This window comes from Rhizobium leguminosarum (genome assembly GCF_010668065.1).
Lineage (GTDB): Bacteria > Pseudomonadota > Alphaproteobacteria > Rhizobiales > Rhizobiaceae > Rhizobium > Rhizobium leguminosarum_S.
This window is the reverse complement of record NZ_WUEN01000005.1, coordinates 371719-387579: the sequence shown is the minus strand read 5'-3', so window position 1 is coordinate 387579 and position 15861 is coordinate 371719. Positions and strand designations below refer to the sequence as shown.

The window sequence follows — 15861 nt, the reverse complement described above, 5'->3', positions numbered from 1 at the left end:
CCGATATAATGGAAGCTGAACGCTCCTGGGACAGGCTGTCGCCCGAAAACCGATGACACTTTTCGGCATCATGCTCTAGCTGGACAATATGGCCGTATGCCGCGAAATGAAGTCCACAAGGTAGCGCGCGCCTTCCGCCGTCTCGGGTTGAGCATAGAGACCGATCTCGATGCGCACCGGACCGGGCAGATCCGCCGATCGGTCAAGCGTCCGGCAGCCCTCCGGCTTCGTGGTAAGCATCATTGGCGCGATACCGATACCGACGCGAACCGCGGTCGCCATGGCGACCAGGGTCGATGCGACGCACGCCGTCTTCCACTTGACGTTCCGCTGGGACAGCGCCGCAATCGTCGGGAGCGTCCAGGGACACTCCTCCTCGAACATGATGATCGGAAGCGGTTTTTCCGTATCCGCCACAAAGTCGGATCTGACCGTCCACATCAAATATTCGGTCCAGATCAGGGTCGGCTTTCGCGAGAGGCAGGTGATGTCGCAAACCACGAGATCGAGCTTCCTGTCTTCAAACAGTTTGGCGAGGCGGCGATTCGGCTCGACAATGATGTCGATCTCGACCTTCGGGTTCTGGGCTCTGAAGGCACTAAGAATGTCGATCAGGTGGCCGGCTGCGAAGTCCTCAACGACGCCGAGGCGAATGCGGTCCTCGATCATCTTGCCTGTCAGCCTTTTCCCGACCTCGTCGCTGAGGGCGACCATTTCGCGGGCATAAGCCAGCATGATCTGCCCATGGCTCGTGAGTTCGAGGCCCTTTGACGAACGCGAAAACAGCGTAACGCCGACAAGCTCCTCCAGCTTGCGGATCTGCATGCTCACGGCCGCCTGCGTTCTGTTCAGCTTGACGGCTGCTCCATTGACGGTGCCGATCTCCGCGACGGTCAGAAATGCACGAAGCAGATAGGAATCAAGATCAAGCATCAGAAGCCGCATTCCATACTTTGTGGCGCTCGAGAGCCGAGGGCCTCTCCGCCTATAAGCGGATATTGGACGAACCATGTTCTTCCGGCAACTGGTGACCCTTAGCCCCCGGGCGCAGCGCAAGCTGCGCCCGGTCAATGCCAGCTTATCGCGCGAAGAGGACGCATGCCTCGGGGGGAATGGAAACGCTGATCTCCTGCCCGCGCGCGAAGGCTATGTCTGGACGGTTCGGGCAAGCCGAGATAATGCGGTCGCCACTGGCGAGGTCCAGAACGACATGCCTGAAGGCACCGAGTGTCACGACGTCGGCAACGCGTCCGGGCATGGCTCCGGCAGCCGGAGCGCCGGACGATATCTCGACGCTTTCCGGCCTCACGCAAATCTCGGCGGCACCTGAAAGACTTCCCGTGGACGCGACCGGAAACTCCCAGCCGGATTCGGAGCGAAATTTCCGGGACGTTCCGCCCGCGGCCGAAATCGAGCCATGAATCCAATTCGTCCGCCCCATGAAATCCGCGACGAAATGCGAGTCTGGACGCCAATACACATCATCCGGCCTGCCGGATTGCATGATTGCTCCACGGTTCATCACGAATATGCGCTCTCCCAGGCTCATCGCCTCCTCCTGGTCGTGGGTTACCACGATCGCGGTCGAGCCGACTGCGGCGAGCACATCCTTCAATTCGGTGCGCAGCTCATGGCGAAGTTTGGCGTCGAGGGCCGACAGGGGCTCATCCAGAAGAAGGAGGCTCGGATGGGTGGCGAGCGCCCGCGCAAGCGCAACACGCTGCTGCTGGCCACCGCTCAACTGATGCGGCCGGCGCTGTCCGAAACCGGTGAGCCGGACGAGCTCAAGCATCTCGGCAATGCGGCGCGGTATTTGCCCCGGCGGATGGTTGCGATGGCGAAGTCCGTAACCGATGTTCTGTTCGACGGTCATATGCGGGAAAAGAGCGTAGTGCTGGAACAGCAGCCCGACATTGCGCTCATAGGGTTTCAATCCGGCCATCGGCTCGCCGTCGATCAAGATCGAGCCTTTGTCGGGCCGCTCGAATCCGGCAATGAGCCGAAGAATGGTGGTCTTGCCGCAGCCGCTCGGTCCAAGCAGTGCGATTGTTTCACCTGGGTTCACCGAGAAGGAGACATCACCGAGGGCGACAGTTTCGCCGAAGCGCTTGCTGACCCCCTCAAATTCCACGGCAGAAATCATCGTATTATCCTCATGAACGAAACAAACCCTGACCGACGACAGTGTCGAAGCCGACGACACGGTCCAGCACGACGATCAGCAGCGCGGTGACGGCAATCAGGACCACAGCCGCCGCAGCGATCGTCAGATCGAAAGCCGCGCGCATGTTGCTGACCAGCGTAACAGGCAAGGTCGTTGCGGACGGATCGCTCAGAAAGAGACTGATCGATACGTCATCCATCGAAATTGCGAAGGCGAAGATCGCGCCGGTAACGACGCCCGTCCGCATGAGCGGCAGAGTAATGGTCCAGAAGGCCTGGCGCTCGGTGGCGCCGAGAACCATTGCGGCTTCCGTCAATCGTTGGTCGCTGCCGAGAAGGCTGGCGAGACTGGTCCTTATGCAATAGGGCAACGTCACGATCACGTGGCCGAGCAGCAGGCGCGCCATACCATTTGTGATACCGGCCTTGGAAAGGAAAAGTAGCAGGCCGAATCCAATGACAACAGGCGGGACGATGAGTGGCGAGAGAAAGGCCGAAGTCAGCGCTGCCTTTCCTGGAAAATTGCCCCGGGCAAGACCGACAGCCGCCGCAGTTCCGATCGTGACGGACAGAATCGTGGTGAGTACCGCCAAGATGAGGCTGGTGCGCAGGCTGGCAAGGATATCCGCCTGGGAGACGAGCCGTTCGAACCAGTGAAGCGACAGGGCAGGTGGCGGCATCGGGCCGAGGTAGGTCCTGGCGTCGAAAGCCATGACGCATGTTATCACCAACGGGATGGCGAGGAACGCCAATCCAAGGCCGATGACACTGTAGGCAAGGGAAGCGGCGATCCGGTCTCCGGTTCGCGCTGCAAGAGACTGTCTGCTCATCGGGAAACCTTCCAGGCCTGCGCAAAGGTTATGACAGCGACGACCGCCAGGGCCGCAGCAAGCATGACGAGCGAGATCGCCGCGCCGCTTGGATAGTTGGCAATATCGCTGAACCGGGTGTAGATGACGTTCGACATGAAAAGCACCCGGCCCCTCCCGAGCACCATGGGAATGACGAAGGCGCTGATCGCGAAAGTCAGCGAGACAAGCGTGCTTGAGATCAGAGCCGGGAAGCTCAGGGGAAGCGTGATCGACAGATGGGCTTTCCATCCCGGCGCGCCGAGCGACTGGGCCGCATCGAGCAGACGCGGATCGATCGATTGCATCGCGCCAATCAGCGTTAGCGTTGCGACCGGTATGATCGAGTGAACCAGACCCGCAATAACGACGATATTGATATATTCGCGGCTGTTGGGAGAAAGGCCCAGTGTCAATAGGAAGGGGCGGAAGATGCCGACCGACCCGAAGGTCAGTTCGATCGCGTACGTCTTGATCAGGACGCTGGAAAGAACAAGCGTAATCAAAAAGCCGAGGGTGAGCGTACGCATCCGCGGCGAAATGCGCCGCACGATGAAATAGGCCAGCGGGAATGCCACAAGCTGGCCGATGATCGCGGCCACTCCGCCGATCCAAAAGGTCGTCAGCAGGACACTTGCAAACGCCTGGTTTGCAAGCTCGTAATAGTTTTGGACCGTTGCTGCGGCATTTTCAACGGAGCCGACGCGCCCCGGCGTAAACTCCTTCAAGCTTTCCATTGCCAGGTTGATGAGCGGTGACAGAAAACCGAATGCGAACACCAGGAGGGCTGGCCCAAGCGTCAGGGCAGCATCTCGGCGATCCGGAATTGAAATGGCAACGGATTGCCGCCTTACCGTGGTCATGATGGAACAGCCTTTTCCTCGCCCTTGCGGGCCATGAGAAAGGGAGGTTGTCGAAGCCCGCGCCTACGACAACCTGCCGCGAGGTGTCTTAGAGCAACGGGGCGATGTCCTGCTCCCAGCGCTTGGACCAGGCATCCTGCTGTTCGAGAACGGCGTTGTAGTCCGGCACATAGACGAAGTTCGAAAACTCGTCCGACGTGAAGGACAGATGCTTGAGATTGTCGGGCGTGACCGCCTTGCTGTTCAACGGCGCTTCGCCAGCCACCTTGGCGTAGAGCGAATTCATGTCCGGGCTGATCGCGAAGTTGACGAAATCGAGCGTCGCCTTGGTGTTCGGTCTATTCTTCAGGACGCCGAAACCGCTCTGGTAGAGGAAGGCCTTGAAGTTGCTGTCCTTGGTGAAACGCGTAACCGGGAAGTTCTTCGCCACGGCCGCCCAGCCGGGCTCAGCGAAGAAGCCGACGGAGGTCTCGCCCGACGTCAACGAATTGGTGAAGTCGATATCGGTGATGGCGACGCGGCCGATATTGCCGGATTTCGCCAATTCCGTCATGAGCTTCCACCCGGGTTCCATATTCGTTTCACTGCCGCCGGCGTGAAGGGCGAGCGCGACGATCTGGAGCATCATGCTCTGTGTCGGGCCCGGCCAGCAGATCGCACCCTTGAGATCGGGGCTGAGCAGATCATCGATGGTCTTCACGGCGATAGGAGCCGTGTCGGTTCGGGCGCCGAAATACATGCCGCCAACTGCGCGTGGGACCGCTTTGATATTGCCCTTGCCGTCACGAATGATGATTTTCTCGGGAATATTCGCAAGATTGGGAATATCGGCAGGATTGATGGTCTCGAGCCAATCCTCCTTCACCATGCTGTTGAATGAGCCTTCCCAGCCTGCGACGTAGTCGTAGTCGACATTCGGCCAGATGGCCTTGATCTTTGGCAGGATCGCGCCCGCGCCACCCTGGTGAAGAACCCAGTTGAATGTCGCTGCATTCTGGTCGGCGGCAATCTGCTTCATCGCTTCGACGACATCGCCGCCCCATTCGACGGCGGTGAGATTGCCGCTGCCGGCTGCGGCGGATCTCGCAAACCCGGTCATCGTGCCGGCAATGCCCGCGGCAGCGGCAGATCCGAGGAAGCGGCGGCGTGTCATATCATGCAACATGGCAGGTTCCCTTTGTTGTCGGCCCTGTGCTGGACCGTTCGCATCGGAGACTGCTTGGAGGTTACCAACCGCGGTAGTGGGAAAATTCTCGCCGGGTTATAAAGTTTTCTGAATGCACCGATGAACGCATTACCCGCGTCGCGGAGCCTCGGCGGATCCAAGCTATCAAGAATCGTTATATCCCCTCTCGAATTTTCGCGGTTCCAAGAGAAGCGTGCGGCGCTGATGATGATGGCAGCATCAATACCGTGGGAGCCTGCCTTGACCATTGACCGGGATTTTCTGGAGGATTTGAGAAAGCGCTTCGGCAGCGCTGCAGGCGGAGAGATGGAAGATCCGCACTTCCGCGCCGTGGCGGCGAGCGTATTCAAGGACGGCGACAGCCGCAAATGGCCCTTCGCCGATCCTGCGACCTTTCTGGACGCCCGTTTCATCGAGAACGGCTTGCAGCCCGAGGTGCTTGAGGCGCTTGACGTGGCTTTGATCGGCGTGCCGATGGACCTCGGCGTCACCAATCGCGCCGGCGCGCGGCTGGGGCCGCGGGCCGTCCGGGCGATCGAGCGTATCGGGCCCTACGAACATGTTCTGCGTGTCGCGCCGATGGGAGGGCTAAAGGTCGCCGATGTCGGCGACGTGCCGATGCGCAGCCGGTTCGGCCTGGCCGAATGCCATGCCGACATCGAGGCCTGCTACCGGATGATCGCGGCAACCGGGGTCATCCCGCTGTCGGTCGGCGGCGACCATTCGATCTCCGGCGCCATCCTCAAGGGCCTGGCGGCCAGCCAGCCGGTCGGCATGATCCACATCGACGCTCATTGCGACACCGCCGGTCCCTATGAGGGCTCCAAGTTCCACCACGGCGCGCCTTTCCGCGAGGCGGTTCTGGCGGGCGTGCTCGATCCGAAGCGTACGATCCAGATCGGCATCCGCGGCGGCGGCGAATATCTCTGGGAGTTCTCCTTTGCCTCCGGCATGACCGTCATCCACGCCGAAGAGGTGGCGGAGATGGGCCTCAAGGCTGTGATCGCAAAGGCTCTGGAGGTTGTCGGCGGCGGTCCGACCTATCTCAGTTTCGACGTGGACAGCCTCGACCCGGCCTTCGCCCCGGGAACCGGCACGCCGGAAGTCGGCGGGCTTCAGCCGAGGGAGGCCCTGACCCTGCTGCGCGGCTTCAAAGGCATCAACCTCATCGGCGGCGACGTCGTGGAAATCGCGCCGCAATACGACAACACCACCAACACCGCGCAGATCGCCGCGCAGGTTCTGTTCGAACTCCTGTGCCTCGCGACGTTCAGTCCCGCGGTCAGGACAAAGCTGACCTGAGAACCAGCTCCACAACGGCAGCGGGCCTCGCGCCCGCTGCCATCCATCACCTGTCGCACAACACGTCTCAAAAAGGGGAACGACATGACTGCTCTTATGAAATTGCGCTACACCGCCACCGCGGCAATTGCCGTATTCGGCATCCTGGCAGGGGCCGCGCAGGCCGACGAACTTGCCGATATCAAAGCCGCAGGCGAGATCAACATCGGCATCTTCTCTGATTTCCCGCCCTTCTCTTCGGCAAGCGCCGATATGAGCATCAAGGGCTATGACGTCGACGTCGCCCAGAAGATCGCCGACGGGCTCGGCGTGAAACTCAATCTGGTCAGCGTTACCGGCCAGAACAGGATCGCCTACCTGAACGACGACCGCGTCGACCTGCTGATGAGCGTCGGCTATTCGAAGGAGCGCGCCGAGGTTATCGATTTTGCCGCCCCTTACGCCCCCTACTATATCGCCGTCATCGGTCCGGCGGCGCTGAAGGTGAGCGGCAAGGAAGACCTCGCCGACAAAACCGTTGCCGTCAATCGTGGGACGCTCGAAGACACCTCGCTGACGGCCGTCGCCCCCGGCTCGGCTGCGATCCAGCGTTTCGAGAACTATAATTCGGTCATCCAGGCCTTCATATCCGGCCAGACCCAGTTGATGGTCGTCGGCAACGATGTCGGCGCGCAGGTTCTGGCACGACAGGACGAGCTGAAGCCGGAGCAGAAGTTCCAGCTCCTCAGCTCCCCCTCGCACATCGCGCTCCGCAAGGGCGAGGAAGGCCTGAAGAAGGTCGTCAACGACAGCGTCGCCGCAATGATCTCCGATGGTTCGCTCGACGCAAGCTCGAAGAGCTGGCTGAAAGCGCCGCTCAACCCTGAAAACCTGAAGGACTGACGAGGGCAGCCTCCCACTCACCAGAGCGTGATGCCGAAAACTGCAGGCGATTGCGGTGGCATCATGCTCCAATTCTTTGCTTGAGAGGCTGATCGGGATTTCGGGCCGACCCGGCCCGGATCATCCGGCTCCAAAGGACAAGCGATGAGATACAGCCTCGATTTCAATTGGCTTTGGGACGGAATGGGAGCTCTGGCTTATGGCGCAGGCACGACGCTTGCACTGACGGTCTCCACATCGGTCCTCGGGATCGTTCTCAGCATTCTCGGCGCGGCCGCGCGCCGGGGACCTTATCCATGGTTGCGCAAGCTCGTCGGGCTGTATGTGGAAATCATGCGCAACACGCCATTCCTGGTGCAGCTGTTCTTCATCTTCTTTGGCTTGCCTAGCCTCGGCATTCGCCTCGATCCGATCACTGCCGCCGTCCTTGCCATGACCCTCAACATGGCCGCCTACACGATCGAGGTGGTCGGGGCCGGGCTCGATGCCATACCGAGAGGCCAGAAGGAGGCGGCGCAGGCACTCGGCCTCAGGCCTCGGCTGGTGTTCTTCAAGATCATCCTGCCGCAAGCGATCGCCATCATCTTTCCGGCGCTGACGAGCCAGATCATCATCATGATGCTGGAATCGGCGGTGGTTTCGCAAATATCCGTCCGCGAGCTGGCGCAGGAGGCCGATCTGCTTCAGTCGCGCACCTTCCGCTCCTTCGAGACCTATCTGGTGGCGACGTTGATCTACCTTTCGATGTCCGCCGCACTTCGCCGGCTCCTTTTCGCCGGGAAGCGCCGTTTTCTGGGAGCCGGTCTGGCATGATTGAGTTCACCTTCTGGGACATTCTGCGCAATCTTGTCTTCGCGACACGCTGGACCCTGCTGCTTTCGCTCGCAGCCTTTGCCGGCGGCGCCATCGTTGGCCTGGCGATCCTGTCTGCGCGGATATCGAAAACACGCTGGCCGCGCAGCTTCGCGTCCGGCTACATTGCCCTGTTTCAGGGAACGCCGCTCCTGATGCAGCTGTTTTTGATGTTTTTCGGCCTGCCGATGCTCGGCTTCCGGATCGAGTCATGGACCGCCGCCGTTTGCGGCCTGACGTTCTACGCCAGCGCTTATCTTGCCGAAATCTGGCGGAGCGGCGTCGAGGCGGTGCCGCGCGGGCAATGGGACGCCGTAGCCAGCCTGGGCTTGCATCGTCTCCTCGAACTTCGCCTTATCATCCTGCCGCAGGCTTTCCGGATCACCCGCGCGCCGACGGTCGGGTTCTTGGTCCAGTTGATCAAGAGCACCGCACTGGCCTCGATCCTCGGCTTCGACGAACTGCTGAAAACCGCGAACGCCATCAACAACGCGACCTTCGAACCTTTCAAGGTCTACGGTCTCGTCGCGGTGATCTTCTTCGCCCTGTGCTATCCGCTGACGCAATACGCCAGATTTCTGGAGAAGAAAGCGGCGTTTGGCTGAGCGGTGCTCAATGCTCCGCATTCCGATCGCAACGTGTCCAAAGGGCCGATGCTGGTTGAAAAGCTGGTGCGCCGCGCAGCGGCGACGCGGCTCTCGTTCAATCACACAGAATTCGCTTTATCCAGCAGTCAGAATTTACCGGGAGATCGCTTCAATGACCGACACACAAATCCGTATTCTCGATGCCCGGACAACGTGCGAACTCCTCCCTTTCGGTGCGCTGGTCGCGACCCTGCGGCAAGCATTCGCCGAAGGCTGTGTCGTGCCGGTGCGGCATCACCACACGATAGCCAATAGCGGCGAGCCGGATGCGACGCTGCTTCTGATGCCTGCCTGGCATGAAACGCACCGGTCGGAGCGCTACCTTGGCATCAAGATCGTCACCGTCTTTCCCGGCAACACGGTGCGCGGCATTCCCGGTTTGACCTCGACTTACATGCTCTATGATGGTCGGACCGGGATGCAGCTTGCGCTACTTGACGGAAACACGATCACCACGCGCCGCACGGTAGCGGCATCGGCCCTTGCCGCGGATTATCTTGCCCGAAAGGACGCCCACCGTCTGCTGGTGATCGGCGCAGGCCGCGTCGCGAACCTCATACCCGATGCCTACCGCGCCGTCCGGCCGATCGCGCATGTCGATATCTGGGATATCGATCCCGCCAGCGCCGAACGACTGGCGCAGAGCCTCCGGCAACGTGGGCTCCAGGCCACTGCCGTCACGGATCTGGAAGCAGCAGTGCGGCAGGCCGATATCGTCAGTGCGGCGACGCTGGCGACAGCACCGCTTATCCGCGGCGCATGGCTGCGGCCGGGCACCCACGTCGATCTGATCGGCGGCTTCACCCCGGCGATGCGCGAGGCCGATGACGAGGCGCTTCGGCGCTCGTCTGTCTATATCGACACGCACGAAGCCCTTCACGAAGCGGGCGATCTGGTTCAGCCGATCAGGGCCGGCGTCATTTCTGCGGATGCGGTGCGTGCGACACTTGACGAGCTGTGTCGCCGGGATGTTCCAGCGCGGACGTCCAACGATGAGATCACTCTCTACAAGGCAGTCGGAACGGCGTTGGCCGATCTTGCCGCCGCGACGATGGTGTATGAAGCCGCTTTGATCGCCGGCTGACGTCTTTTTGGGTCCGGGCGATCGCGAATGATCTGAACTCCCGGTTTCGACGCTCTCGGCCTGTCCAGGCATTCGATCGCCAGTGCTGCGAGCGACCAAAGTCCGACACCGACCATGTCGGTTCGGTGGGCGAAGGGGAAGCAATGGGCCGGCGCTGATATTCGTGCGGTATAACGCTTTGTATGCCATAGTCGGGGAAGCCCCTTGTGCAATCCGATATAGACCCGCAGTGATTACAAATCCGCCGCGCATCGAAATCCAGCAACTGGCCCATTTCGTGCTGGCCTGTCAGAGCCCGACGCTGGCAGAGACCGCGCGCGAGCTTGGAATTGCTCCTTCGGCGCTGACATCAAGTCTGCGTACTTTGGAAAATGAACTTCAACTCAAGCTCTTCATTCGGAAAAGCGGTCACCTCAGCCCTTTACCGGCAGCCTTCTGGCTGTTTCAGCAGGCAACGGCCATCCTTCATCGCGAAAGGTTCGTGCGTCGGATGCGGAACGGGGGCACGGGGCCCCTTCGCATCGATATTCGTCTCGATCTCAGTTTCTCCATCGGCCGGTTTTCGAAGGCGATCGGACGTACCGTCGAAGATATGGAACGCGAGCGGCCCGACCTGCTGATCGACGTGATGTTTGCAGACATGCGAGAAAAATCCCTTGTTGATGACGGGGCCGCGGAAATCCCGGACAACGCGGGTTCGATGGAGATCGAAGTCGGCTATATGACCGGCGTGCCATCTGCGAAGCTGCCTGCGATGACGCCCTTTTACGATGAGGTCTGGTTTTCCGTCGGAACGGCGGAGGCCGCGGTTGATCTTCGCTCCCCCAATCAGAAATTTGTCGTTTTGAAAATGCGTCAGGCACTTCGCGATGCCGTCACCCGATATGCGGACGAGCACGGCATCCGCGACCGCATGATCCTGATGGACGAGGAGCCGGCAGACCTTCATCGACTGCTCAACGAGTTTCCGCAAATGCGTTTCCTGATGCCCCGCAGTATGGTCGCCGACCGGCTCGGACTTGCGCGCCTGCATCTGGAGCCCCTCGATCCGCCGTTGTCGAGCACCTTGGGCGTGCGCGCAAACGGGCCGGACCAGGAGGTCGTGTCCGCCCTGCTTTGTAACCTCAAGAAAAATCTGGAGGCAACGGAGGCCAATATCGTCTTCCGGCCGCAGTTGACGGCACGTCAATTGCACTACTTCAACCTTGCGCATCTCAGCGGAGGTATTTCGGCGGCGGCGCGCGCGGCGCATATCACGCAACCTTCCGTTTCGACGCAGATTCAGAAGATCGAGGCAGTTGTCGGGCAACCCCTGTTCGAACGGCGGCGCAACGGTGCCGAGAGCACGAAGGCCGGCAAGGCATTGCTTCCCTTCACCCTGGAGATCGAGGAGCGCATCGATAACCTCCTTCGGGCCAGTCTGGATATTGCCGCCCACACACAGGCGACCATCTCGATCGGCATGCTGCCGAGTTCGGGGCATGACAGCGTCATGACGGACAAGGTGGCGCAGGCACTGACGGCAACCCGCCTTGGCCATCCCGAATACCGGCTGAGAATCATCGAAGGTTCCAACGCTGCGCTTCACGACCAGGTACGTGCGGGAGAGCTCAATCTGGCCATTGTCGGTGCCGTCCAGACGCAGATGACCCGGATCCATCTCGGGCCGAGCGAGCGCCTGTCGGTCGTTGCCAATCCGGCCTTGGACCTTGCCGGTCGCACGGAGATTCCACTGGCCGAAGTTTGCGGATTTCCGTTGGTTCTCGGAATCAAGCATCTCAGCATCCATCAGGCGTTCATGGCAGCCGCCAGTGCGCGTCATCTGCGTGTCGAACCGGTCATGGACGTCGGTTCCCTGCCATTGGCCATCGCCATGGTCCGCCGTTTGCCGGTCTGTACGGTTCTGCCGGTGTCCTCGGTCCAGCAGGATATCGACAGCGGGCGCCTCACCGCGGCGCCGATTACAGAAGACGTCATCGCCGGAAACCTCTCGGTGATTTTCTCCGGCGAAAGGACGCTGTCCGAGGCCGAGCGGACGATGATCCAGTCACTCGCTGCCGTCTTCGGCCGACAGGCGTGATCTAAAAAACATATCGTGTCGAATCGCGCTCATGCACCGAGCATTCTGATTTTCCTATCCTCCAATTCATGATTTTCGAGCTACCCAGCCTCCGGCCTGCGGCTGATACTTGCCGCATCAAAACAGCCCTCGGAAATGACTTTCACAGGATTGCCGGATGAATGATCACCCTGATCCGCTTGAAAACGCGGCCATGACATCCGGGACGGCCGGCGCTGCAATGCCACGCGGCGAAAGCGATCAGTCGTGTCGGGGCATTCTTCAGGAGCTCGACCGTCGCGGTCGGCTGCTGGTGATTTCGGAGGAAGTCGACCCGATCCACGACGTATCGGCCATTCTTTCCATCGTCGATGAAAGGGCCGCGGTGCGGCTCGACTGCATCAAAGGTCACGACATGCCGATCTTCGGCAACATCCTGTCGGATCTCGATCGTGTCGCCCTGGCGCTTGGCGTCGCGAAAAGCGATATCCAGGAAACGCTGCTGTCCTCGATCGCGTCTCCGGTGCCGCCAGTCTTCGTGGACGATGCGCCGGTACAGCAACAGCTATTCCAGGACGATATCCTGACCCGGCTTCCAGTCCCGACATTCTTTTCCAAGGAGACCGGTCCCTACATTACCGCGGGTCTGATCGTGGCGCGCGACCCTGAAACGGGCCTGGGCAACGCGTCCTATGCCCGTATCAAGGTGCTTGGTCCGAACGAGGCGATGATCGGAATTGCACCAAACCATCATCTCGCCATCATGGCCCGCAAGGCGGGCGCCAAAGGCGAGCCGCTCCCCTTCGCCGTCGTCCTCGGCGCGCATCCAGCCATTCAGCTTGCCGCCTGCTTCTATCTGGGGCTTGGTGACGATGAAATGCACTGCGCCGGATCGCTGCTCGGCGAGCCGGTGCGGCTTGCCCGCTGCAAGTCGGTCGATCTTGCCGTGCCTGCAGAGGCGGAGATCGTGCTCGAAGGTCATATTCATATCGACGAGCCGATCCTCGAAGGGTTGGTCTCGGAATATCACGGCATGTACGAGGATTACGGTTCCGGGGTGCGCGTCAGATTTGAATGCATGACTTGCCGCTCCGACGCGATGTTGCAGGTGATCGAGCCCGGTTACCACATGGAGCACCTCTATCTCGGCGCGGTGCCGATCGCTGCCAGCCTCAAGGCCGTCATCCGGCGGTCCGTTCTCAATGTCGGCGAGGTTGCCGTCACCGCATCAGGCAGCGGACGGAACAACGTGGTCGTGCAGATCGATGCGCCCCGCCCGGGACAGGCACGCCGCATCATGTCGATCTGCTGGGGTGCGGTCAGCATCGTCAAGAACATCACGATCGTCGACAGCGATGTCGACCCTTGGGATCTCGATGCCGTCGAATTGGCAAAGATGACGCGCATGCGCGCGGAGCGCGACATTCTGATCGTCACGGACCTTCCGGCAGACCGGTCCGAGCCTCAGGAAGACGGCGGCGTGATCGCCAAGGTCGGCTACGACGCCACGATGAAGCCGGGCGATCGAAGGGAAGGGTTCGACAAGGCGCTTCCGCCGCCGGATTCCTACGAACGGATGCGCAAGCTGCTGTTGCGCGTCAAGCCGGAGATGCTGATTTGAGGCGATTGATCATCGGCATATCAGGGGCTTCCGGTGCAATCTACGGACTGCGTGCGCTGGAGATGCTGCGGGACTTCGACGATGTCGAGACGCATCTCGTCATATCGCCCGCGGCGATCCGCACGGCACTGGCCGAAGGGACGGGAAAGACCGCAGACGAAATCCGTGGCCTCGCCGACCGGGTCTACAGCCACGGGGATATCGGCGCTTCGATCGCCTCCGGTTCCTTCCGGTGCGACGGCATGCTGGTTGCGCCATGCTCGATCAAGACGCTGAGCGGGATCGCGCATTGTTATGCGGACGATCTGATCGTGCGCGCCGCCGATGTCTGCCTGAAGGAACGCCGCCGGCTGGTGCTGATGGTGCGGGAAACGCCGTTGCATGCGGGCCATATCGCGCTGATGGACCAGGCAACACGCAACGGCGCCGTCATCATGCCGCCGGTGCCGAGCTTTTACACGCTGCCGAAATCAATCGCCGAAATGGTCGACCAGACCGTGGGGCGTGCGCTGGATCAATTCGGGCTTCATCATCCGACGGTCCGGCGCTGGACGGAGGATCATAACGACTGAGCCATGAAGAGCAGCGCTGAAAGCTGCCGGGCCATCATGTCAACCGCATGCAAAACAACGACGCACAATCACTCCCCCAGGGGAACTCAAAAAAAAGGAGATAGAGTGATGTTGTCAGACAATCGTTCCAGAAGGTTGCAGAGCCTGTTCATGCGCGGCGCCGCCGTGTTGCTGTTGTCGCTCATGGCGGCCGCACCCGTGATGCTCGCCGCGTCTCAAGCCGCCGCGCAGACGGAAAAACCCGTTAGCGGCGGCGCGATGACCATCATCAACGGTTCGGACATCAAGAGCTGGGATCCGGCGATCACCGCCGGCACCTATCCCGGCGGGCCGATGGATGTGCTCGACGCCGTCTACGGCTTTATCGTCTACGTCAACGACAAGGGCGTCGTGACCGGCGGCATGGCCGAAAGCCTGACCAGCACAGACGCCGTGACCTGGACCTTGAAGCTTCGCAAGGACATGAAGTTCACAGACGGGACGCCCTATGATGCGGAAGCCGTCAAATACAATTGGGACCGCGCCGCCGATTCGGCCACGCTTTCACCGGCGCAGCCGTTCATATCCTCATGGAACAAGGCGATCACCGTCGTCGATCCGCAGACGCTGACGATCAAGCTGTCCTCCCCGAACGCCAATTTCGCAGCCCAGGTCGCCGAGCTGTGCCCCTTCATCGCCTCGCCGGCAGCATTGAAGGCCGCTAAGGAAAAGACCGACATCAAGCCGGTGGGCGCCGGCGCCTTTACGCTGACCGAATGGAACCAGGGCATATCGATGACCATGGCCCGCAATCCCGGTTATTGGGATCAGCCGCGCCCCTATCTGGAGACGATCAAGTTCGCGATCATTCCCGAAACCAACAGCCGCATCGCCACCGTCGTGCAGGGTGGTGCAACGATGATGGCCGGTTATCCCTATCAGTTCGGCTCGAACGCAACGGCGCCGGGGGTTGCGACCCGCGAGATCCCGATCCGCGGCATCAACCGCGCCTATCTCAACCAGGCCAAGGGTATCTTCACGGATGTTCGCGCCCGCGAGGCCTTCTATTCCGCCATCGACCGCGCGCGGCTGATGCAGGCCTTCACGCAGATGCCCGGATACAAGGCACCCAGCAATTACTTTGGAGAGAATTCGCCCTATTTCGACAGCGCTTCATCTCTTCCGGCCTATGATCCGAAGAAGGCGCAGGAACTGTTCGACGCTCTGAAGGCGGACGGCAAGCCGTTCTCGATCAAGATCGTCACCTATACCAACTCGGACCTGAAGCGTCTTGCCGCCTACATCCAGCAGGTGCTGACCGGCTATGAAGGCGCCTCGGCTGAGATCGTCGAGGTCGACCAGGCCTCGCTGATCCAGCGATGCAAGACGCAGCTCGACTTCGACATCTGCGTCGAAGGCGGGGTGCTGGTGTCGAACGGCGCCGAGCCGAACATTTCCAATCTGCTGAGTTCCGGCGGTGCTTTCAACTGGGGACAGTACAAGAGCGCCGAGATGGACGCTGCATTGAAGGAGGCCAGCTCCACCCTCGACCCTGCCGCTGTCAAAGCCGCCTATGTCAAGGTTCAGAAGCTCGTCGCAACCGAAATGCCGCTTTACATCTTCGGTGAACAGACGCGCTCGCTGCTGCTGCGCGACAATACCGGCGGCGTCGTTCCTTCGAACGGCGGCATCCTGCAAAAGCAGTTCCTCTACGTCTGCACGGATGTCTGCCAGAAATAGCGGGTTCCAGATCACGACGTGCAGGCTCGCCCGGAAGATCCGGGCGGGCAGCGAAGGGCCGGT

Annotated in this window: 14 protein-coding genes; 9 read left to right on the top strand and 5 right to left on the bottom strand. The window is 60.8% G+C overall.

What is annotated here, in order from left to right; all coding sequences use genetic code 11:
* Positions 1-75: 75 nt before the first annotated feature.
* The 5 genes from GR198_RS17120 to GR198_RS17100 all read right to left on the bottom strand — a co-directional run bounded on the left by GR198_RS17120 (position 76) and on the right by GR198_RS17100 (position 5039).
* The gene (locus GR198_RS17120; protein WP_029870964.1) at positions 76-945 is read right to left on the bottom strand and encodes a LysR substrate-binding domain-containing protein; all 870 of its coding nucleotides are present in this window, start codon (positions 943-945) and stop codon (positions 76-78) included.
* A gap of 133 nt (positions 946-1078) precedes the next feature.
* Positions 1079-2143, bottom strand: coding sequence for an ABC transporter ATP-binding protein (locus tag GR198_RS17115; protein ID WP_029870963.1), 1065 nt, complete (start codon positions 2141-2143; stop codon positions 1079-1081).
* 10 nt (positions 2144-2153) lie between these two features.
* On the bottom strand, positions 2154-2993 hold the full coding sequence (locus GR198_RS17110; RefSeq protein ID WP_029870962.1) for an ABC transporter permease: 840 nt from the start codon (positions 2991-2993) through the stop codon (positions 2154-2156).
* Entirely contained in the window at positions 2990-3874 is an 885-nt protein-coding gene (locus tag GR198_RS17105; protein WP_029870961.1) for an ABC transporter permease, read from the bottom strand. The genes GR198_RS17110 and GR198_RS17105 overlap by 4 nt, the downstream gene beginning before the upstream one ends.
* A gap of 88 nt (positions 3875-3962) precedes the next feature.
* Entirely contained in the window at positions 3963-5039 is a 1077-nt protein-coding gene (locus GR198_RS17100; RefSeq protein WP_029870960.1) for an extracellular solute-binding protein, read from the bottom strand.
* A 261-nt stretch (positions 5040-5300) separates the two neighbouring features.
* Here GR198_RS17100 and speB point away from each other — a divergent pair, with 261 nt between their 5' ends.
* The 9 genes from speB (at position 5301) to GR198_RS17055 (ending at position 15798) form a co-directional block, all read left to right on the top strand.
* Complete coding sequence (gene speB, locus GR198_RS17095) at positions 5301-6362, top strand: agmatinase (RefSeq protein WP_029870959.1); 1062 nt, start codon at positions 5301-5303, stop codon at positions 6360-6362.
* 84 nt (positions 6363-6446) lie between these two features.
* Positions 6447-7244 (top strand): transporter substrate-binding domain-containing protein, encoded by a 798-nt coding sequence (locus GR198_RS17090; RefSeq protein ID WP_012759291.1) that lies wholly within the window; start codon positions 6447-6449, stop codon positions 7242-7244.
* Between the two features lie 144 nt (positions 7245-7388).
* On the top strand, positions 7389-8057 hold the full coding sequence (locus GR198_RS17085) for an amino acid ABC transporter permease (protein ID WP_011653827.1): 669 nt from the start codon (positions 7389-7391) through the stop codon (positions 8055-8057).
* Entirely contained in the window at positions 8054-8701 is a 648-nt protein-coding gene (locus GR198_RS17080) for an amino acid ABC transporter permease (RefSeq protein ID WP_164069304.1), read from the top strand. Before GR198_RS17085 ends, GR198_RS17080 begins: the two co-directional genes overlap by 4 nt.
* A gap of 154 nt (positions 8702-8855) precedes the next feature.
* Complete coding sequence (locus GR198_RS17075; RefSeq protein ID WP_029870958.1) at positions 8856-9827, top strand: ornithine cyclodeaminase family protein; 972 nt, start codon at positions 8856-8858, stop codon at positions 9825-9827.
* A gap of 229 nt (positions 9828-10056) precedes the next feature.
* Positions 10057-11907, top strand: a complete 1851-nt coding sequence (locus GR198_RS17070) for a LysR family transcriptional regulator (protein WP_029870957.1) — start codon at positions 10057-10059, stop codon at positions 11905-11907.
* A 157-nt stretch (positions 11908-12064) separates the two neighbouring features.
* Positions 12065-13507 (top strand): UbiD family decarboxylase, encoded by a 1443-nt coding sequence (locus GR198_RS17065; RefSeq protein WP_164069303.1) that lies wholly within the window; start codon positions 12065-12067, stop codon positions 13505-13507.
* Positions 13504-14079 carry a UbiX family flavin prenyltransferase gene (locus GR198_RS17060; RefSeq protein WP_012759297.1) on the top strand — a complete coding sequence of 192 codons (576 nt, stop codon included), beginning with the start codon at positions 13504-13506 and terminating at the stop codon, positions 14077-14079. Before GR198_RS17065 ends, GR198_RS17060 begins: the two co-directional genes overlap by 4 nt.
* A gap of 108 nt (positions 14080-14187) precedes the next feature.
* The gene (locus tag GR198_RS17055) at positions 14188-15798 is read left to right on the top strand and encodes an ABC transporter substrate-binding protein (RefSeq protein ID WP_164069302.1); all 1611 of its coding nucleotides are present in this window, start codon (positions 14188-14190) and stop codon (positions 15796-15798) included.
* Positions 15799-15861: the final 63 nt, after the last annotated feature.